Raw genomic sequence first — 20612 nt, 5'->3', positions numbered from 1 at the left:
ATTTTTGAATTGGATTGATGAAAATGCAATTATTAGCAGCCACAAATTGGGGTCACAAAAGGTAGCTGCGGGCAAAAAAGGCATGGCAAGGGGATTCACTGGGCTGTGGAATTTGGGCTAGGGCGATCGGCTCACAATCGCCCTGATTTTGTACAATTATTTTATGCTTTGGGGCGGTTAGCGCCTTACTGCGGCACTGGCCACAAAACAACTTTTGGATTGGGGCAAACGCGAGCACAATGGTTGACAGAAGCGCTACCGGAAGTGTCGATACAAAGCGTATTGGCGGCGCGAATAGATGAATTGATACAGAAGTTTATGGCCACAGAAAGCGTACAGGCGGAAGTCGCGCTGCTGAGATTGCTGAAACTTGGGGGACGATTTTGGCGCGCAGAGAATCGGGGAAATCTTTGTTTGATATTGCTGCTGATTTGGCAATGCCTTATGAAACTGTGAAAACTTACGTGAAGTTGGCAAGAAGGGCTTTGAAAGTTGAGGATTAGCGCGAATTTGTTGACTGTTGACTGTTGACTGTTGACTGTTGACTGTTGACTGTTGACTGTTGACTGTTGACTGTTGACTGTTGACTACTGACTACTGACTACTGACTACTGACTACTGACTAATGACTGCTGACTAATGACTACTGACTCTTAGTAAATAGATATATGTCGTCTCGCTGATATTTGAGTTGAAATTGAGGGTTGTTTTTTAGTTGAGTTACTAAGTTATTAACAAAATCTCGATCGCTCATCCAGCCAGGATATCTGAGGTTCAACAATACATAATCAAATTCTGCGAGATTTGCATGCGGCGCGTTAGCCTGAGTTAATCTTACTACAGGGCGGTGCGCTAAGTGCGGAGCAATCTGAGCATTTGTTAAAACACTGCCTTTGGTTTCAACAAGAGAAATTGCCTCTTTGGTAGCGGGCAAAGTGTCGAGGCCATTTAAATAAATAGTCCAAAAATAGCCGTATTTCGCTAAAGCTAAGAAAGCAATCAACGACCAAATTACAATGACTCTAGGCAATGGATAATTACGAATTGGCAATCTATCAAATATTGTCTTTCCCTTTTGCTGATTGCTAGCTGCTAAACTGGAAATTACGGCAACCAACAAAAACGGCAATATCGGCACAGAATATTGATGAATTAAATCCCGCTGAGCGGGGATATCCGAAAGAATATTCATCGCCAACATCGGCACAGCACTAATTAAAGATGACAGATGACGCGGGGACAGCCACCAAATTACTGGTAATAGCAATAACGCTAAATATTCAAAAGTTTCTAAAGAAAACAAACGCCCTAAAACTATATTTGGTTTCACTATTAAATTAATAGCAATTTCAAAAACCGAGTTTCCCAAATATTGATATCGCCCGATTCCCGCGTGTTCTCTTCCCTGATTAAAATACGGTATAACTGCCTGAGTAACTACCAGGAACCAACCCGCGCCTAGAAAGAGAGCTATGAGTCCACAATTGCGTTTTTTGTCAAAACACAACAGCCACAAACCCATCGCAGCCACAGTTAAAGATAGCACGGCTTTGCAGCTCAAAACTAATACAATAGCAGCACAAAACCACAAGGTTTTATTCAGTCTCGCGGCTAAGATTGCTGCTAGCAGTGCTGGTAAAGCAATGACTTCTGGGTGGAAGTCGAAGAGATTGACATTAAATACTAATGGATAGAGGAGGTAAATACAGGCGATCGCCCAAGATATGCTATTATTTAATCCGGCTTGACGTGCCAAACTCCAACTCGGCCAAGCGCCTAAAGCTAGGGAAACAGCTTGCACTAAAAAAAGCCAGTGAACATCTGGATATATTTTGTAAAGTAAAGCTAGTGGATAGAAAATAAAAGCGGCATGATCGCCCCAAATATTTATTGCCATAAAAGAGGAAAATGGCGTTTGATTTTGGGAGATTAAATAAATTGCTTGGTCAAAAATTGCTAAGTCGAATGCAGTTGAATGAAACAAAGCGTGCCGCGCGCTGCTAGCGGCAAATAAGACTATCGTTGTCACGACAATCATTAAAAATACTGGATGAGATTTTAGGGATTTGAAAGTTAGCATTTTATTGGTTTAATCAGCCCTTCGTTTAAATAGCAGGACTTCGTTTTTTTGATAAGTTAATTTAAAATCTGGAGAAGTTTTAAGTTTATTTGCTAAAGTAGCACCAAGTTTTTCAGTATCAGGCCAGGGATGGCGCAGGTTTAATAATATGTATTGAAATTCAGCTAAATTTGTTTGGGGCGAAATTTGTGACAGCAATTTTACTATGGGGCGGTGGGCAAAGTGAGGGGCAAGTCTATTATCTGTTAAAATACTGCTTTGGGGTTGAACTTGTGCGACTGCTTCGCGTGTAGCTTGCCAGGTATCTAGTCTATTTAGGTACAGATAAAAATCTTTATATTCGCCCACACCTAGGAAAATTAGTAATGACCAAATTATCATGATTCTCGGCAATTGAATTCCCTGCCAAAGTTGAGAAATTCGGAAGTTTTTAAATTGTGGCCGATTGACCCATGTTAAAAACTGTTGCTTATTTGCTTTATCCTCTTCCTGGTTGCCTTTTATTTCTTCCCTGTTCCTTGTTTCTTCCTTCGCGATTACTGCTAAAAATAAAAAGGGAATTACAGGCACTGAATACTGATAGGCTAAGCTGCGTTGAAATGACAAGTCAGAGAGGATATTGATGAGCAGGGTAGGGATGGCAGGAATTAGCGCTGTTAGATATTGTAGGCGTAGTTTGCCGGAAAATGGCAATAGCAGCCAAATCACAGGTAAGGTGAGGAGAAATAAATATTTGAATGTATCGAAGCAAAGGATTTTTCCTAATACTAACTGTGGTTTTAAGATGAGATTGATGATGATTTCTAGTACGGATTTGCCTAAATAGCTGTAGCGCCCGACTCCAGCGACTTCGCTGCCACTAAAGAAGGGGATGATTTTCTGGGAAGCTATCAAAAACCAAGCTGCACCTAGCAAAAGTGCGATCGCCCCGTACCGTTGCTTTTTTTCGCAAAAAAACAGCCAGAAACCCATAGCGACAACGGTTAGGGACAAAACAGCCTTGCAACTGAGAACTAACACAATAGCGGTACAAAACCACACAATTTTATTTAAACGCGCCGCCAAAATTGCTGCCAAAAGTGCGGGTAAAGCGATTACTTCCGGGTGAAAATCAAATAAATTGATGTTAAATACTACCGGATAGAGCAAATAAATCAATGCGATCGCACGGGATTGTTCTTGATTCAAACCTGCCAAACGCGCTAAACTCCACGTAGGCCAAGCGCCCAGGGATAATGCAACTGCTTGTACCAACAGCAGCCAATGCACATCCGGGGAAATTTTGTACAGCCAAGCTAGCGGATAATAGATTACCGCTGCGTGATCGCCCAAAATATGAATCCCCATTAAAGAAGAAAAAGGCGTTTGGTTTTGGCTGATCAAGTAAATTGCTTGGTCAAAAATTCCCAAATCGAAAGCAGTTGATTGGAATAAAGCGTGCCGTAAACTGCTACACACAAAGAAAATTGCAGCAGCAGCAGCGATCGCCCAAACCAAACTCGACGGTAGCTGCGATCGACCTTCCTCTATATTTTCGGCGATCGAGACACTGATGTCCTCACTGGAATCAGCAAAATTTTCCCTATTCTGCATGAAATCTGGCACTAGGTGGTCACTCAAAATATGATTCCATCGAATGTGCTTTCCACGCAATAGTTAACCACTAATTTTTATCCCCGCAATCGTAATATTAGAATAACCCACAAAACATTAAACAATTGTGAAAGCAATAACTCTTCTCGGCTCCACAGGCTCCATCGGCACTCAGACTCTGGATATTGTAGCTCAATACCCCGATCAATTTCGGATTGTCGGGTTAACCGCCGGACGAAATGTAACGTTGCTGGCACAGCAAATTCGCCAGTTTCGACCGGAAATTGTCGCGATTTGCGACGAAGATCAATTACAGGAATTGAAGGAGGCGATCGCAGACATTGACCCTCAACCTATTTTACTTGCTGGCGAGTCAGGCGTTGTCGAAGTTGCCCAATACGGTGACGCTCAAGCCGTCGTCACCGGCATAGTTGGCTGCGCCGGTTTGCTGCCAACAATTGCGGCTATCAAAGCAGGCAAAGATATCGCCTTAGCCAATAAAGAAACATTAATAGCAGGGGGCCCGGTTGTCAACCCCTTAATCGAAAAATACGGCGTTAAAATATTGCCGGCTGACTCGGAACATTCAGCAATTTTTCAATGCCTGCAAGGTGTTATGGTTGGCGGGCTGCGGCGAATTATTCTCACGGCTTCGGGGGGTTCTTTTCGAGATTTGCCGATCGACAAATTAGCCGCAGTAACAGTAGCCGATGCTTTGAAACATCCGAATTGGTCGATGGGGCAGAAAATCACGATCGATTCTGCTACTTTGATGAATAAAGGATTAGAAGTAATTGAGGCTCATTACTTGTTCGGAATGGATTATGACGACATTGATATTGTCATCCATCCTCAGAGCATAATTCACTCGTTAATTGAGCTGCAAGATACCTCGGTTTTGGCGCAATTGGGATGGCCGGATATGCGCTTGCCGCTGCTTTACGCTTTGTCTTGGCCGGAGCGCATTCATACAGATTGGGAACGGCTGGATTTGGTAAAAGCTGGCGATTTGACTTTCCGAGAACCCGACCACGAAAAGTATCCTTGTATGCAGTTGGCTTATGCGGCGGGACGTGCGGGCGGTTCAATGCCTGCGGTGCTGAATGCGGCAAACGAACAGGCGGTAGCGCTATTTTTGGAGGAGAAGATTCAGTTTTTAGATATTCCGAAGTTGATTGAGAAGGCGTGCGACAAACATCAAGCCGATAACTGTGAAAGTCCAGGTTTAGACGATATTTTGGCGGCGGATCGGTGGGCGCGACAGGAAGTTTTGGCAGATAGTATGGAATTGGGCGATCGTATTCTTTCGGTTCGGTAATTGTATCAGCAGACTTGCACTTACCCACAAGCCCTAGGAGTGAATTAATTCCCCGTCTCATAGCTAAAGTCGGTTGAAACCGACTGCCCAACCTTGATAAATATCCAGTCCTCTTTCAGAGGACTTTAGCTATGAGACAGGGGTTTTTAACCCCTGGCGGACTATGCCAAAAAGTGCAAGATATCGCCAAAACCCTATAAAAAATTGACCTGATTTTAGCCTTTTATAGACTAACTCCCAACTTTCGCCGCCAAATCAGCCGCACTCATCTTTTCGTACATTTCAAAAGGTTGGTGAATCCAAGGATTGTCAGCCAAATAATCTACATAATAATCCGGCTTTGCAACAGAACAAGCCTTGTACCAGAGTACAGCAGTCCGAATTTCCTGAATATCCTCGCCGTAGCGACTCTTCAGCCAAGCGATACTTTGATCTAAACTAATTCCCGAATCCACCAAATCGTCAATCAAGAGAATGTGGCTCCCCAAATTATCGCCCACCATTGTCAAATCGCGGGCAAACTCGATCGCACCCCGGACATTTCCCTCGGTCCCACCATAGGACGAGGCCGCTAAAATCGCCAGAGGTTTGTCGAAAATCCGCGACAGAGTATCCCCAACGCGCAGCCCTCCCCTCGCCAGACAGACAATTCGATCGAATTTCCACTGAGATTCCTCAATTTTTACAGCCAAATCCTCAATTTTCCGATGGTACTCAGGCCAAGAAACGTAAAGGTCGCTCATTCCTAATATTATTGAAATATCAAAGGTATTATTAAATATTTTGGGGAAAATGACATGGATGCAGAGGAACTTCTCAGACGCTATGCAGCCGGAGAACGGGTTTTTCACAAAGTAGACCTGGCCGGGGTCAATATGTCAAGGACAAACTTGCGCGATATTGACCTGAGTCACGCTAATTTAAAAGGTGCAAATTCGATCGGCCTCACCCTCTACAGAGCTAATCTGTATCAAGCAGATATCAGCCAAGCCAACCTCTCCCAAGCCAACCTCATGTCCGCTAATTTTGGCGAATGCGAGGCGGTGGGAGCGAACTTGAGCGGAGCCATCTTGCGAAGTGTCGTGTTCAGCGGGGCCGATTTAACGGGGGCGAGTCTCAGGGGTGCAGACATGAGAGATGCAAACCTTCAGGGGGCAATTTTGATTCAAGTTTATGCAGTTAACGCTAACTTGCAAGGTGCAAACTTGACAGAAGTGAAGCTTTGCGGAATCAACCTCAGCAAAGCCAATTTAACCGATGCGAACTTAACACAAGCTGACCTCAGCCATGCTAACTTAACTCAAGCAAATTTGAGCTGGGCAAATTTGACGGAAGCAAATCTGGAAAAAGCTGATTTGAAGGGAGCCGATTTGAGCGGAGCTAACTTGAGCTGTGCAAATCTCCATCAAGCAGATTTGAGCGGAGTTTCCCTTAAGGGAGCAAATCTCCGGGGAGCAAACTTACATCAAGCTTCTTTGCGCGGGACAAATTTGAATGAAGCGAATCTGAGAGAGGCCATGATGCCTGACGGCACAATCTCTGACTAAATAAGCTGAGAAAATAGAAGTTAAAACCGCAGGGTGCTTGTGGCGCACCCTACATTTAGGCTAATGCCTGATTTTTTTAAGGGGATTTAATTCTGCGTTAATCTCATCCGCCCAAAAATCGAGAGAAGCCCCGGACTCCTGTTGTGGAGAGGCAAAAATTTTAGAGTGTTGTTCAAGCTCCCAGATTCATCTGTGGAGTAAATCTAAAATCTCAAATTGCTAGAGTGACCGGGACTCCACGGTTCGACTGAGCGCTTGCGGAGGTCTAAAATCCAAAATTGACTGACAGTTCATTTAAAGAGAGTGGCAAAAAAAATTGGCGATAATTTAATCTACAACCTTCAGCCAGCCCCGGCGAACGGCGTGGAGCAAGCGGTTGATGGCTATTTGATCTTCTTCGGTAAGACAGTCATTTAAGAGCGCTGTCTGGAGCTGTTGTCGGTGAGTGGGAGTCAGCAGACCGGAGTGATATACCTGAAAGACTAGCTCTGCAATAGTAAATTGAGGTAAAAGCGTTTGGGTTGTCATCATGTGTTTTTTTTTGAACTCGCTTTTGACAGTATTGACTAATTTTTCCAAAATTTATGTGATTCAACTACGGAAGTAAATGTGATCGATTGGCTCTTGATGAGTGATTTGTGTCAGCCGAACTAGGGTATCGGATATTTCCTCGATAGCCCTGCTACTTGAAACACAAACCCCGTCCCGATTCCTCGCTTCTGGCAACCCCCACATCTCTACTTTTGGTTAAGAAACGGTGACAAATAAATTAATATTTATCTATTAAGAGATTACTAATGACTGCTAGCGAAATCGCTCGGCTTAATTCAACGTAAAACTTTTAGCGTGTTTAGAAGCCGGCTTTTACCTACATTTACCTAGTTTCTTGGTGTGTTCTTGTTTCCGTGTATATACTTAATTATCCGCCCAAAGACAGATACAAGTTTTCGATAGGAGTCCCCTGCAGCCCCAAATTTTAGGCCCTAGTTCAAGCTCCCAGATTCATCTGTGAAGTCAATCTAAAATCTAAAATCTAAAATCTAAAATCTAAAATCTAAAATCTAAAATCTAAAATCTAAAATCTAAAATCTAAAATCGACTGACTGCTTCAAATCAAAAATCCCGGCTTCTTCAAGAAACCGGGTCGAGCTTTTCGATCGCAGTACAATTTTTTTTGGAGAGGGTTAATGGAGCGACCTACTCACGAAAATCTTATTGTTGGCAAAGCTTGACAGGAGAGAAAGTAGAAATACTCATCTCAACTTCTTGTGTGAGGGAACTAATCGGAAATCCTGACCCATCCGCGGCGGATGGCGTGCAGCAGGCGGTTGACTGCATCTCTGGCGTCTTCGCTGAGAGCGCTTTGGCAGAGTTCGCGCAGTCCGTGGCTTTGAGTACGAGTCAGATTGCCTGAATGAGTGACTTGATAGAACAGTTCAGCGATCGCGCGATCAGATTTTAAAGTCAGAGCTTGCATGAAATCTCGTTGAACTCGACTATTATAATATCGAACATGTGAGAAAAGAGTAGGGTGATTGCAGTCGGGTAAGCTGTGTGATCTTTCTTGGCTCGATTTGTGACCGAAGTCTGCGACTATACGTGAGTTAAATCACAGAAAACCAAAGACCTCGATCGCATAAGCTATGATTGGGGTGGTAGCCTCAAGGTTTGACAAAACCTCGAAAAGCCCTGAAATCAAGGCTTTGAGTTCCCAAGACCGCCGCGCAGCGGGAGTAAGTCCGCTCTACATCGCAGGCTCTGGACTCGGAGAGCTGTGAAACTTTGGGTTTTAGACACTTGGAGCTTGCAGCTCAGGGCATAAAGTTGCGAGCTGCGAGCCACGGCCTGAGATACAATAATTATAAATACTTCTATCTCATCTATAGGCAGGCAGGTAAAAAAATGATAATGATTAGCTACTTTTTGATTGCCTTAATCGTTTTTCTTGTTTGGTTCAAAAGTTTTTGGAATGATACAGCCACATCTAAAAAAGACGTGATATCTTGGATAGCCTTAATAATGGGACCTCTGTTTTGGCCTGTTGTTGTGCCCCTATCCCTTTTGCAAATTACCAGCCAAAAGTCTGTTGTAAAAACAGCTCAATGCGATCAAGAATTATAATAAATTGTGGAAGTAACTGGCTTCAACATAGTTGGTTATCTCGTCCTAAATTATTCGGCAGGCATCGCTTCTGGCAGCGAGTAAATGAGCTGGTTTCAGTGTAAAAATGCAGCTAGAAGGTAGAATTCAATAAAAACTCTGAATCCTAAAACAGTATTTTTTTACCGAGCTCAAATTCTGCCTTCGGCTTTTTGACCCCGCCCGAAAACGGATACAAGTTTCCGACAGGAGTCGGCAGCAGCCCAAAATTTTAGGGGATCTTGTTCAAGCTCTCAGATTCATCTGTGGAATAAATCTCAAATCTCCAATCGTTCAACTCAGCGAGATTCACTGAGCGCTAGCCGAACCTCTCACGCCGAAGTCTCCAATCGACTGATGCCTACTTTTCTTCTGTCACATCGTGATTTAAGGGTGGGGCTCAGTCAAAATTGTCAGACGCAAATTGTCGGACAGCGACAGCAACATTTTTTTACTCAAAAATTCTCGACAACCTCAACCAAGCTCAAAATTAATATGTAGTGTAACAGGGCTTGTTCCTGGCAAAAATATAACTTCAGACATATTTTCGCCGGCCGCTGACCAACATAAGAATTTTTATTACTTCCGGCCACGGCGTACCATTAATCGAATGTGGGAAAATCCTGGCTAGGCGTTGAAAAACAGCTACGCTCTTTGGTATGTAACCTTTTCCAGAGCCTTCTCTTCAAATCGTAGCAGCTCTAAACAGAAAATTGTAGAGTTCGTTTATACCCAAATTGCCTAACTCTTACCGCAGTTAGATAGACAATTCAAGGCAGAGACTGCAACATGAAATAGGCAACAAAAACTGTTTCAAATCTCAAGTACGCCTTATTTTAGGCGATCGGGCATCAGGAGTGTATAACGCGAGCCAGCTAAATTTTTAGAGGTGCGAGATGTTTGGGAACTTCTAAAAAAAAGTGCCGTCACGGTATCCAAATTCGTTATTTGCATAAAAAGTAGGAGTCAAAATGAACGAAGTATCTGAGAAACCAATTTATAGAGTTCTTAATCTATTGTCGCTGCTAGCGCTGAGCTACTATGCCGCTACTTCCATCAATTATATTTTCGAGAGTGACGCTCACATCTACAAGTACGACAGCCAGAGTAATTCCAACGTGTCACCAGCGCAACTAAAAGCACACCGCTAGGAATAAATTTTAGAGATTTTCTCTGAATAAATGCCGAACCAAATTTCTGGAAATTTGCTAATCTTTAATGCTCAGCTCAAATTTAACAACACTCAGGATTTTTCTTGGAAAAATAAAATTTTCACTCACAGGTATTAGCCATCGAATGTACCACAAAACTTAACTATTTAATTAGTTCTCAAAAGATACCAGAGTGATGAAACGATGGCCAAGCATTTTCATCAGTAAAAGCATTAATAGCTTTAGTAATCGCTTCATCAAGAACATTTGAAGGTGGATATACTTCAGAACGGAAAATCGCTTTGATTTTGGCCCAATACAAGTCTATCGGAGATAAATCCGGCGAGTATGGAGGTAAGAATTTTACCTGGGCTCCGATAGATGCCATCAAAAAACTGATGGCTTCAGCATTATCAACAGGTAAATTATTCATAACTACAATTGCGCCAACCCATAACTGGGGCAGGATTCGCCAGCCGCCCAAAATTTTATATCCTAGTTCCAGTTCCCAAATTCATCTCTGGACTAAATCTAAAATCTAAAATCTAGTGACAGTATCGTCACAAATCTACCGGCCCACCGTTCATCCCAACTTCACCAAAAGACGAGCGCTGCATTGTCTGATTGTCCGGATGGATGTGGCTCATGGTTGAAATGAGGGATTGTGGTTGCAAAACAGGGTTTTTTAGCCAAAATCCTGCGTTGAGCGTCAGGGATTTGGCTGGAAACATCAAGGTGAGGAGGCTAAAAAGCCCGTCCGGGACTGTGTTGGGAGGCACTTTTGATTGAATGCGACCTCCAGCGTGCACGGGCTTGCTTTGAAAGCCAGCTAAAAAATTTTGATTTCTGGGGAACTATTAGCAAAAATCAAAAGTCAGGTCAACTATAGTGTACTCAAAAGAAATCGCAGCTCAGTTCCAGCCCCATTGCGGGCGATCGAACTATCCGGCGATCGACAGTGCCAAGGGCCCGGTGCAAGTTCTCAATCTTGAGAGCATACTCCCATTAAAAATGGTCTCTGTGTATCTTCCGGCTATTGTTTTAATAATGACTAGCCACACCGACGGTCATTATGGTAAACTCGCAAACGTTTAAGTGGAATATTTTCGTGTTAGAGGAGGCAGTGGTGGAGTCGAGAGTCAAAAGCAGGAAACAACCGAGATTTGCTGCTCAACGAATACAGGATTCAACTCGCGCTCCGAGGCTCGCTGCTGACAATTTAAATTACATGACAGCTTATAGCAGCCGGGTCAATTAGGGTCTCAACCGATGTCCGGTTTCATTTATTGAATCCCTTTGGAGGGAAAAGTGTATTGTAGAAAAATGATTGATCTTTTAGGAGGAGTGTAAATGACACAGGTAACGAATCCAACACAACCAGTAAGTTCAGTAACTCTACCTGGCGGTGGCGCAAACATTATCGGCACCCAAGCCGACAGCAGGTTGAACGGCAGCGCAGGCAACGATATCATCCTGACTTTTGGGGCCAACGATGTGGTCGCTGGTGGCGGTGGCAACGACCTGATTATTACCGGCGGCGGCAATGACAGTGTCGGCGGCGGCGACGGCAACGATACCATCCTTTCAGGCAGCGGCGCCGATGTGGTCGCTGGCGGCACCGGCGATGACTTCATCTTTGCTGGTAAAGGTGATGACCTCGTAGACGGCGGCGAGGGCAATGACTTGATTTCTGGCGACAGAGGCAACGACACCGTACTCGGTGGAGGTGGCAACGATACAGTCTTTGGTGGCCAAGGCAATGATGTTGTCGGCGGCGGCAGCGGCAACGACAGCCTGTTCGGCGGTAAAGACAACGATACTGTCAATGGCGGCGATGGCGCTGACTTTATCTCTGGCGACAGAGCCGCTGATGTCCTGACCGGCGGTGCTGGCAGCGATACGTTCTACTTCTTCTCCAGCGGTGGCGATTATGGCGTAGATACGATCACTGACTTTACCCCAGGTGAAGATAAGATCCGCTTGAAGCAGGGCGGTGTGTTCGCTGGTTTGGGCAGCAGCTTCGAGGCAAGCGAGTTTGTCGTCGTTTCTAATTTCAACGCATCTACTCCAGGAACAGCCACGAGCAACAAGTTAGTCTACGACCCAACAAGCGGTACGTTGTTCTTCAACGGCACCAACGGAGTGCTAACTGTGGCTCAGTTGCAGCCTGGCCTGACGATTACCTCGAACAACTTCGAGTTGTTCTAAAACAACTGGCTGTTGTGGGGCAGCACCGGATAAGATTCGGGGCTGTTCTCACAAAGCCGATAGTTTTAAAGGATTTCAACCTCACTCTGCTACAAGCGGGGTGAGGTTGAAATATTCAATGCAGGAACAGAAGCAGAGGCAGTAAAAAAAAATAGAGCGACAGTTATTGATAAAATTAATCGATCGCCCGATCGGGCAAAATATAAATACAAAGTTTTTAAATTAGAATTTCTAGGTTTTTCTGAAGCGGTAAAGAAACCGCAACTGCTGGCTAGCAATGAGCACTGAAGAATATATCCGGCAAGCCCAAATTTATTTGAACCGGGGGAAGTTAACTGAGGCGATCGAGTTTTGCAAAAAGGCGATCGAACTTCAACCGTTTTCGCCCTCGGCTTACACGACTTTAGGCCAAATCCTCGAAGCTCAAGGCGATCCGACGGCGGCAAGAGACGCTTTTGTGCAAGCTTTGGAGATTTCGCCGCAGTTTGTTCTGGCTCATGCTTATTTGGGTCAACTTTACAGCGACTATTCGTGGCTGGATGAGGCGGTTTTTCACTACCGACAAGCTCTGGATTTGAAACCTGATTGGGCGGAAGTTCATTATAACTTGGGAAATATTTTTCACAAGCAGGGTAATTTGTTGGGGGCGATCGACTGTTACCAAAATGCGATCGCCAAAAAACCGGATTATCTCGATGCTTTCTACAATCTGGCTGTGGTTTTAGATGAAAATAGTCAGCTCGAAGCGGCAATGGATACCTACCGACAGGTGATTGCTCTGAAGCCGGATTACGTGGAAGCTTACAGCAATCTGGGTGCGATTTTGCTCAAGGACGATCGGGCTGCTGAGGCGATCGAGCTTTACGAGCGGGCGATGGAGATTAAGCCGGATTGGGCGACGCTGCACAATAATTTGGGCCAAGCCTTGCTGGACAAAAGCCCGGAAAGGGCGATCGCATCTTACCTCACAGCTATTGAGTTGGAGCCGGACATGGTTTTGGCTCACTACAATTTGGGGAAAGCGTGGCAATTACAGGGGGAACATTCGGCGGCGGTTGCTTGTTTCGATCGCGCGCTCGAGATAAATTCCGACTATATTTCCGGCTATACAGACGCCGGGTTTTCTTTGATGGTTTTGGGCAAAATTGCTGAAGCCATGCCTTATTTTGAGCGGGCAATAGCTCTGAAGCCTGATTTTGTTGAAGCTTACTGCCGCTTAGGAGACAGGCGCCGAGTTGCGGCGGTAGAAGATGATGAATTGTCAAGGGCGATCGCTGCGTGCGATCGATTTCTCACAGCATTGATGGGAAGGAAGAAGGAAGAAGGAAGAGGGAAGAAGGAAGAAAAAGAAACTATTCCCAATGCCCAATGCCCAATGCCCAATGCCCAATGCCCAATGCCCAATGCCCAATTACCAATTGCTGAAATTTGCGATAATTTAGCCGAAATTTACTTGCATTTGGGAAATGCTTTAACAGAGTACGGCGGACACGAATCTGCCGCCGCTTATTATCAAAAAGCTTTGCAAATTCAGCCACAGAATGCAGAGATATACTGGCTGCTGGGAAATTCCTTAGCCCAGCAAAAGCGGTTCAGTGCAGCAATTGCAGTTTACCGCATGGCTGTGACGATTCAACCTGCTTTACCGCAGGTTTATTTTGAGTTGGCAAAACTGCTGGAAAAACAGGGGCGCTGGGAACGGGCGATTGATTATTATCAAAAGGTTTTAGATCTGCAATTGCACGGGTATGGGGAGCAGAAACAGTGGAAAAAAGAGAGTTTTATCTCGCCCGCTCACAATTCTCTAAAACCTCCTCAGGGTATTTATTTATCGAGTTGGGATTGGCTGGTTCATACTAATTTGGATGCTGATAATTATGTGGAAATATTTTGGAAATCTCCACCAAAAGCAAGCGCAGGAAATATTCCGAATTCCCAATTTGCGATATCCAATTCCAAATTGGCAAATTCCGAGTGTGCCGGTTTAACTTGCGGGCTGTGTTTGCAGCGACTTTCTAAGTGGTTCGATCCAGTGCATTTGGGTTGGGGAGTTTGCCGTTTGTCCAACTCGCAACCGATACCTGTGCAGTCGCCCAAGACTTTTGTGGCGGCAATTCCCAACGGGCGAGTTTGGATTGTTCCCCAGGAAAATTATTGGCTGATTTGCAAGGCGATCGCTGTAATTACTCCTGACAATTATTTGTTGGCTGATGTGTCGAGAGATTATCCGGGGTTTTTACCTGGATGCGAAAAGCATGATGTGAGGAAACACAGCGTTTTTCAGTTAGAATCCTTTCCAGCTTTAAAGCAAATTGATGGTAGCGTGGCGGTGCTTTCTGGTTTGTCGGGAAATGTCTATTTTCACTGGATGGTTGACGTTTTGCCGAGAATAGAATTGCTGCGGCACAGCGGTAGGGATTTGGCGGAAATTGATTGGTTTTTGGTGAATAGTTGTCAGCACCAATTTCAGCGGGAAAGTCTGAGAATTTTGGGCATTCCTGAAGAAAAAGTCTTGGAGAGCGATCGCTTGCCTCACATACAAGCAACAGAGTTAATTGTGCCGTCTTTTGCGGGATATTTGGGCTGGCCTTCTGGGTGGGCGATGGATTTTTTGAGGCGCGAGTTTCTCAAGGGAATTATACCTAGTTCGAGCTATCCAAAACGCATTTATATCAGCCGCAGCAAAGCAAGATACCGACGAGTTTTGAACGAGGAAGATGTGGTTGAGGTTTTGGAGAACTTTGGCTTTGTTTCAATTTTACCTGAGTCCCTGTCTTTGGCAGAGCAAATTGCTCATTTTTACCACGCTGAGGTAATAGTTGCAGCCCACGGCAGCGGCTTGACAAATACAATTTTTTGTCGCCAGGGAACTAAAGTAATTGAGTTGGTGTCGCCTCACTATATCAGCCATTATTACTGGGGAATCAGTCAATATTTGCAGTTGGAACATTACTTTTTAACGGGCGAGGCTTTTGAATGCTATCCTATTAGACAGTTGATGTATCAGAATTCGCTGACTGAGGATATTTTAGTGAACTTGAGTTCGCTGAAAAAGATGGTTGAGGTGGTGGGTTTGAGTTAGTTGGTGTCTGGAGAAAGTTTAATTATGCCCTCGATTGAGAAGATGGAAAAGGCAGCGGTTGATTTGAGTCGGCAAGCAGAAGTTTATTTAGCCGATGGAAGGTTAAATGAGGCAGTTGCTGCTTGCGAGTCAGCGTTGAAAATTGAACCGAATTTGGCGGCAGCTTGTCAGACGCTGGGAAAGGTGATGCAGGTTCGAGGTGAAATCGAGCAAGCTAAGCATTGGTATGAAAGGGCGATCGATCGCAATCCAAATTTGCCGGAAGCTTATGCTAACCTCGGCAGTTTGTATTCTCAAGAAAAACAGTGGGAAAAGGCGATCGCCAATTGTGAAAAAGCAATTTCGCTAGCGCCGAATTTTGCTGCTGTTTATCGGCAGTTGGCGAAAATTTGGACGCAGTTAGAGAAGCGAGAAGAGGCGGCAGACTGTTGGTATCAAGCTTTTAATATCGAGCCGAATTGGGCAACGGCTGAGGAGCAGGTGACTCTGGGAAATAGTTTGGTTGAATTGGGAAAGTTCGATCGCGCTATGGAGTGTTATTCGCGGGCAATTAAGTTAAATCCAAAGCTAGCAACAGCTTATCACAATTTGGGGGAAATGCTGATTGGCCAGAAGCGGTGGGATGAGGCGATCGCGAATTACCGACAAGCCATTGCCATTAATCCAAATTCGTTTGAATCTTACCACAGTTTGGGTAAAACTTGGGCGGAGCGAGGAGAATTCGATCGGGCGATCGCCTGTTACCGCAAAAGCATCGAACTCAATCCAAATTATGCTCGTGCTTACGTGGGTTTAGGTAATGTTTTGGTGCAGAAGCGCGAGTTGGATGAAGCCATTAAATGTTACCGTCAGGCTCTTGAAATTAATGATAATTCCTACTGGGGATACAATTGTTTAGGGGACGCTTTGGCTCAAAAACAACTGTGGCCCGAAGCTATTAGTTGCTACCGCAAAGCTATTGCAATAAATCCCAATATTCCGTGGTTTTATGTCAATTTGGGAATTGCCTGCACCTGCGAAAAATTCTGGGATGAAGCTGTTAGCGCTTACCTGCACGCGGTTCAGATTGAGCCGAATTTGATGGGAATCAATCAGAAATTGGGATATGTTTTGCGGAAGCGCAGCGCATCGGGTTTAGACAGCACAATCGCAACTTATTGTCAAGGTATCGAGGTACTTGCAAGCGGGAAAATTTACCACAAATTGCTGGGAATTGAGTTAGATGGAGCAGAGTTTTATATAAATTTAGGCAATATTTTAGCGAAACAAAAGCTGTTGGAAGGTGCGATCGTATTTTATAGCATGGCACTGCAAATTGAACCCAATGCTGCGGAAGTTGTCGCCCAACTCAAAGATGTTCGGGCAAAACAACAGGAGTTGTACGCACAAATTGCCACTTACCGCCACCAAATAGAAATCGCTCCGAGGAATTCTCAGCCTTACAACGATTTAGGAAATATTTTACCGCAATTAGGGGAATTAGAAGAAGCAATTATTTGCCACCAAAAAGCCAGCGAATTGAGGGGTTGGCCTGAGTGTGCGGCGAAAGATTATCAATTTACCCAAGATTGGTTTACCCACAATATTCCTATTTGGAAACGGCATTTGCAGGAATTTACCGGAATTGCGGATTTTCAAGTTGTGGAAATCGGCAGTTTTCAGGGAATGTCGGCTTGCTGGCTGCTGGATAATATTTTAACTCATCCGACGGCAAAGATTACTTGTATTGATTTGTATTTCCAACAACATTTTAAGGGCAATATTGTTAAAACGGGAGCAGCAGATCGGGTAATTGAATTAGAAGGTTACTCTCAAGATTTGTTAGTGAATTTGGCTTCGGAATATTATGATGTTGCTTACATAGACGGCTGTCACAAACCTACCAGTGCTCTGCAAGATGCGATTTTATCTTGGAGGTTGGTGAAAGTTGGGGGATTGATGATTTTTGACGATTACGAATTTACGTTTCCCGACAGCCCGGAGCAAGATACTAAAATTGGGATAGATGTTTTTTTGGAGATGTTTGGAAGTCAGTTAGAAGTTGTACACAAAGGCTATCAACTGATTGTCAAAAAAATCGGCAATCAAAGTTTGGGCGAAGAGCAAACTCTGGTGTCTCTAGGTTGGGAAAAGTTGGGGGATATTGCAGCAAATGCCGGTTATTTGGATGAGGCGACCGCCCGGTATCAAACAGCTATTAAAATTAAGTCGGGGAACTACTTAACTTACCACAAGCTGGGTAAAAGTTTGCAAAAAAAAGAACTATTTGACGAAGCTAGGGCAGCTTACCAACGAGCGATCGCACTCAACCCTAATTTTAGTTGGTCTTACCAATTTTTGGGAGAAACTTTGCAGGCGATGGATGAACACGGCGAAGCCGCTGCTGCTTACCGCAAAGCTATTGAGTTAAATCCCGATTTTTGTTGGACTTACAACAATTTAGGCGAGGTGCTGATGGAGCTTTCTGAGTTGGAGGAAGCTGCTGTTGCTTACCGCAAGTTAGTTGAACTCAATCCCGATTTTTGTTGGTCTTACGAGAGATTAGGTAGGGCTTTAGTTGCACTAGAAAATTGGGAAGAAGCGACGGTGGCTTACCGCAAAGCTATTGAATTAAACCCCAATGATTGTTGGCTGTACAATAGTTTGGGGGAACTTCTGGAATTACAAGAAAATTGGCCCGAAGCAGCAGGGGCTTTTGATCGTGCTATTGAGCTAGAATCTGATCATAGTTGGCTGTACAAAAAGTTGGGTGATGCACTGCGGAAGCAAGGGGAATTAGAAAAGGCGATCGCCATTTATGAAAAAGGCATCAATTTCGATCCAAAATCCTGTTGGTGTTACGAAGGATTGGGTTTGAGTTTAATGGCCAAACAGCAGTGGGAACCTGCAATCACTAATTTAGTTCAAGCCCTGCAAATTAAACCCGATTTGTTTGAAGTTTACGATAAGATAGGTTATGCTCTGGAACAACAAGGAGAAGCCGATGAGAGCGATCGGGAAAAATGCAGCAATCAAATATTACCCTTAAGTGTTCTCAAAAAATACTGTGGGTTTACAGAAGATTTGACCGTTGCACCAGAATCAAATCCTAACCTCACCTGCATTGACATCCATCCTGCGAGTCAAATCAATTTATCTGAGTCCAAAACAATCGACAGCAGCCGCAGATTTTGGGAACATCAAAGTCATTCCAGAAAAGCTTTTGTTGCCGTATTGCCAAACGGACGAGCTTGGGCAGATGTTGTGACTACCGCCGTGATTACTTCAGACAATAAACTTGTTGCTGATATTTCAATGGGTTGTGCGGAATTGGTAATTACTTCCGACAAATTGCCTCCCGCTGAACACGTCGATGGAAATGTAGCTTTTTTATCGGCTCGCTGGGGTGGAGCAGCTTATTTTCATTGGATGTTTGATGTGATGACGCGATTTGACCTTTTGCAGCGGAGCGGATTCATAGAAACTATAGATAAGTTTGTTGTCAATGCCTCGGATTCTTCCTATCAAGCAGAAACTTTAGAGACTTTAGGAATTCCTCAAGATAAACTTTTAGAAAGTCGCTGTAATTTACACATTACCGCCGATAAATTAATAGTCCCGTCAATATCTTATGACGGAGCGGGCGCGGTTTCTAAATGGAAGTGTGAATATCTCAAACAGACATTTTTAAATGAACAACAGCCACTAAACACAGACTATTCAGAGCGAATTTATATCACCCGTCAACAAGCATCCTATCGGCGACTCGTCAACGATGAAGAGGTAATTAAATACTTAGTAGAAAAATTTGGGTTTCGCAGTGTCAAATTGGAAACGATGTCGGTAGCGGAACAAGCATCGTGTTTGGCTGCTGCTAAAGTAGTTGTCGCACCCCACGGAGGGGGGTTGACAAATCTAGTTTTTTGCAGTCCGGGAACCAAGGTAATTGAGATTTTTTCTCCCCTTTACGTTCCGCATTGTTATTGGATGATTAGCAATTTGTGCGGTTTGGAACATTACTATTTACTGGGCGATTTGGTGGATGACCCAACTCAGAAATATCTGGGACATAAAGATATGCGGGTGGATTTGAACTCGCTGGAAAAATTACTGACTATTGCAGGAGTTTTGCATGGATAATGACTACCACAATGTGGGGAATTCCCTGCAAGAAAGCGGTCGGTTTGATGAGGCTGTTGCTGCTTACAAAAAAGCTATTGAATGCAATCCCAATTTTTCGTGGTCTTATCACAGTTTGGGCGATGTTTTGCTGAAACTTGAAAAATGGGAGGAAGCTGTCGCTGCTTACAAAAAAGCGGTTGAGTTAAATCCCGATTTTTCTTGGTCTTATCACAATTTGGGCGATGCTTTGCTGAAACTTCAGCGATGGGAAGAGGCTGCTGCTGCTTACCGCTGCGAGATTGCTCTCAACTCGGATTTTTCTTGGTCTTTTTGCAATTTTGGCGACGCTTTAACTAAACTAAAACAGTGGGATGAAGCTATCACCACGTATTTAAAAGCTGTTGAAATTGACAGAGATTTGCCGGGAATTTACGAGAAGTTGGGATATGCTCTGGGACAAACAGACTCGGATTTAAACTTAGTATTAGAACAATCTCAATTGCAAATTACACCGGAAAATTGGGATTTTTATTTGCAGTTAGGAAAGAATTTAGCCAAGTACGATCGCCCAAAAAGCGCAATTATTATTTACAATTTTATATTGACAAATATGCCGAATCCTGGTAATGTTTCAGCGAAATTAGAGGAGTTGTTGCAGCAGCAAGAAAAGTGCAATAGCGCATTAGCCTCATCTCGCGCAACAGTCGCGCAAAAACCCGATGATTGCTGGTCTTATTACAATTTAGGTGCTGTTTTGAGCCACCAAAAATATTGGGATGAAGCGGCGGCGGCATTTTTCCAAGCAATAGAAATAAATCCCGATCTTCCTTGGTGGTTTTATTACAATTTGTGGGAAGTTTTGGTTAGGCAAAACAAGTTATATGAAGTTGAGAACTTATTCCGCGAAGTTGTTGCAGCTAAACCGGAGGCTTTTTGGCCTTATCTGAATTTGGGGGAAGTTTTGACGAGGCAAGGTAAAATTGCCGAGGCGATTGATTTTTATCGAACAGTCAGTTATAAACAAAGTTTTGCCTCTCTTATCAGTAAGAGAACAGGCAAGATGCCTGTTCCACAATCAGATACAGGCAAGATGCCTGTTCCACAATCAGATACAGGCAAGATGCCTGTTCCACAATCAGATACAGGCAAGATGCCTGTTCCACAATCAGATACAGGCAAGATGCCTGTTCCACAATCAGATACAGGCAAGATGCCTGTTCCACAAGCAGATACAGGCAAGATGCCTGTTCCACAATCAGATACAGGCAAGATGCCTGTTCCACAATCAGATACAGGCAAGATGCCTGTTCCACAAGCAGATACAGGCAAGATGCCTGTTCCACAATCAGATACAGGCAAGATGCCTGTTCCACAATCAGATACAGGCAAGATG

The 20612-nt window shown here is 44.1% G+C and carries 15 protein-coding genes; 8 read left to right on the top strand and 7 right to left on the bottom strand.

Going from position 1 to position 20612, the window contains the following annotated elements:
• Nucleotides 1-105 precede the first annotated feature (105 nt).
• Nucleotides 106-456, top strand: a complete 351-nt coding sequence (locus QUB14_RS16335) for a hypothetical protein (RefSeq protein ID WP_333218080.1) — start codon at nt 106-108, stop codon at nt 454-456.
• 187 nt (nt 457-643) lie between these two features.
• Here the strand turns inward: QUB14_RS16335 and QUB14_RS16330 are convergent, their stop codons facing one another.
• Nucleotides 644-2080 (bottom strand): DUF2079 domain-containing protein, encoded by a 1437-nt coding sequence (locus QUB14_RS16330; RefSeq protein WP_333218082.1) that lies wholly within the window; start codon nt 2078-2080, stop codon nt 644-646.
• A gap of 9 nt (nt 2081-2089) precedes the next feature.
• Nucleotides 2090-3673, bottom strand: coding sequence for a DUF2079 domain-containing protein (locus QUB14_RS16325; RefSeq protein ID WP_333218084.1), 1584 nt, complete (start codon nt 3671-3673; stop codon nt 2090-2092).
• Between the two features lie 127 nt (nt 3674-3800).
• Between QUB14_RS16325 and dxr the strand changes: the two genes are divergently transcribed.
• Nucleotides 3801-4991 (top strand): 1-deoxy-D-xylulose-5-phosphate reductoisomerase, encoded by a 1191-nt coding sequence (gene dxr / locus QUB14_RS16320; protein ID WP_333218086.1) that lies wholly within the window; start codon nt 3801-3803, stop codon nt 4989-4991.
• A gap of 230 nt (nt 4992-5221) precedes the next feature.
• On the opposite strand, the gene QUB14_RS16315 is transcribed toward dxr, so the two are convergent.
• Nucleotides 5222-5734 (bottom strand): phosphoribosyltransferase family protein, encoded by a 513-nt coding sequence (locus QUB14_RS16315; RefSeq protein WP_333218088.1) that lies wholly within the window; start codon nt 5732-5734, stop codon nt 5222-5224.
• Between the two features lie 54 nt (nt 5735-5788).
• Here QUB14_RS16315 and QUB14_RS16310 point away from each other — a divergent pair, with 54 nt between their 5' ends.
• On the top strand, nt 5789-6538 hold the full coding sequence (locus tag QUB14_RS16310; protein ID WP_333218089.1) for a pentapeptide repeat-containing protein: 750 nt from the start codon (nt 5789-5791) through the stop codon (nt 6536-6538).
• Nucleotides 6539-6865: 327 nt separating this feature from the next.
• Here the strand turns inward: QUB14_RS16310 and QUB14_RS16305 are convergent, their stop codons facing one another.
• Together QUB14_RS16305 and QUB14_RS16300 are read right to left on the bottom strand one after the other, a co-directional pair.
• Entirely contained in the window at nt 6866-7066 is a 201-nt protein-coding gene (locus QUB14_RS16305) for a hypothetical protein (RefSeq protein WP_039886773.1), read from the bottom strand.
• A 751-nt stretch (nt 7067-7817) separates the two neighbouring features.
• Nucleotides 7818-8015, bottom strand: a complete 198-nt coding sequence (locus tag QUB14_RS16300) for a hypothetical protein (RefSeq protein WP_242724634.1) — start codon at nt 8013-8015, stop codon at nt 7818-7820.
• Between the two features lie 1633 nt (nt 8016-9648).
• On the opposite strand from QUB14_RS16300, the gene QUB14_RS16295 reads away from it, so the two are divergent.
• Nucleotides 9649-9828 carry a hypothetical protein gene (locus QUB14_RS16295; protein WP_190660908.1) on the top strand — a complete coding sequence of 60 codons (180 nt, stop codon included), beginning with the start codon at nt 9649-9651 and terminating at the stop codon, nt 9826-9828.
• A 178-nt stretch (nt 9829-10006) separates the two neighbouring features.
• On the opposite strand, the gene QUB14_RS16290 is transcribed toward QUB14_RS16295, so the two are convergent.
• Together QUB14_RS16290 and QUB14_RS16285 are read right to left on the bottom strand one after the other, a co-directional pair.
• Nucleotides 10007-10312: a transposase gene (locus tag QUB14_RS16290; protein ID WP_190660910.1), complete on the bottom strand. Its 306-nt coding sequence runs from the start codon at nt 10310-10312 to the stop codon at nt 10007-10009.
• 76 nt (nt 10313-10388) lie between these two features.
• The gene (locus QUB14_RS16285) at nt 10389-10637 is read right to left on the bottom strand and encodes a hypothetical protein (RefSeq protein WP_333218091.1); all 249 of its coding nucleotides are present in this window, start codon (nt 10635-10637) and stop codon (nt 10389-10391) included.
• A 541-nt stretch (nt 10638-11178) separates the two neighbouring features.
• Here QUB14_RS16285 and QUB14_RS16280 point away from each other — a divergent pair.
• The 4 genes from QUB14_RS16280 to QUB14_RS16265 form a co-directional block, all read left to right on the top strand.
• Complete coding sequence (locus QUB14_RS16280; RefSeq protein ID WP_333218093.1) at nt 11179-12036, top strand: calcium-binding protein; 858 nt, start codon at nt 11179-11181, stop codon at nt 12034-12036.
• Between the two features lie 277 nt (nt 12037-12313).
• Nucleotides 12314-15118: a tetratricopeptide repeat protein gene (locus tag QUB14_RS16275; RefSeq protein ID WP_333218095.1), complete on the top strand. Its 2805-nt coding sequence runs from the start codon at nt 12314-12316 to the stop codon at nt 15116-15118.
• 24 nt (nt 15119-15142) lie between these two features.
• Complete coding sequence (locus tag QUB14_RS16270; RefSeq protein ID WP_333218097.1) at nt 15143-19237, top strand: tetratricopeptide repeat protein; 4095 nt, start codon at nt 15143-15145, stop codon at nt 19235-19237.
• On the top strand, nt 19230-20612 hold a 1383-nt coding region (locus tag QUB14_RS16265; protein WP_333297249.1), incomplete at its 3' end, for a tetratricopeptide repeat protein. The genes QUB14_RS16270 and QUB14_RS16265, both read left to right, overlap by 8 nt.

The sequence above is a fragment of the Microcoleus sp. B3-D2 genome, from assembly GCF_036705345.1.
Lineage (GTDB): Bacteria > Cyanobacteriota > Cyanobacteriia > Cyanobacteriales > Microcoleaceae > Microcoleus.
The sequence above is the reverse complement of the archived record's forward strand: the minus strand, read 5'-3'. Positions and strand labels throughout refer to the sequence as shown.

Coding starts and splice junctions, on each gene's coding strand:
- QUB14_RS16330 (WP_333218082.1), bottom strand. CDS start 2,080: ATGCTAACTTTCAAATCCCTAAAATCTCATCCAGTATTTTTAATGATT.
- QUB14_RS16325 (WP_333218084.1), bottom strand. CDS start 3,673: ATGCAGAATAGGGAAAATTTTGCTGATTCCAGTGAGGACATCAGTGTC.
- QUB14_RS16315 (WP_333218088.1), bottom strand. CDS start 5,734: ATGAGCGACCTTTACGTTTCTTGGCCTGAGTACCATCGGAAAATTGAG.
- QUB14_RS16310 (WP_333218089.1), top strand. CDS start 5,789: ATGGATGCAGAGGAACTTCTCAGACGCTATGCAGCCGGAGAACGGGTT.
- QUB14_RS16305 (WP_039886773.1), bottom strand. CDS start 7,066: ATGACAACCCAAACGCTTTTACCTCAATTTACTATTGCAGAGCTAGTC.
- QUB14_RS16300 (WP_242724634.1), bottom strand. CDS start 8,015: ATGCAAGCTCTGACTTTAAAATCTGATCGCGCGATCGCTGAACTGTTC.
- QUB14_RS16295 (WP_190660908.1), top strand. CDS start 9,649: ATGAACGAAGTATCTGAGAAACCAATTTATAGAGTTCTTAATCTATTG.
- QUB14_RS16280 (WP_333218093.1), top strand. CDS start 11,179: ATGACACAGGTAACGAATCCAACACAACCAGTAAGTTCAGTAACTCTA.
- QUB14_RS16275 (WP_333218095.1), top strand. CDS start 12,314: ATGAGCACTGAAGAATATATCCGGCAAGCCCAAATTTATTTGAACCGG.
- QUB14_RS16270 (WP_333218097.1), top strand. CDS start 15,143: ATGCCCTCGATTGAGAAGATGGAAAAGGCAGCGGTTGATTTGAGTCGG.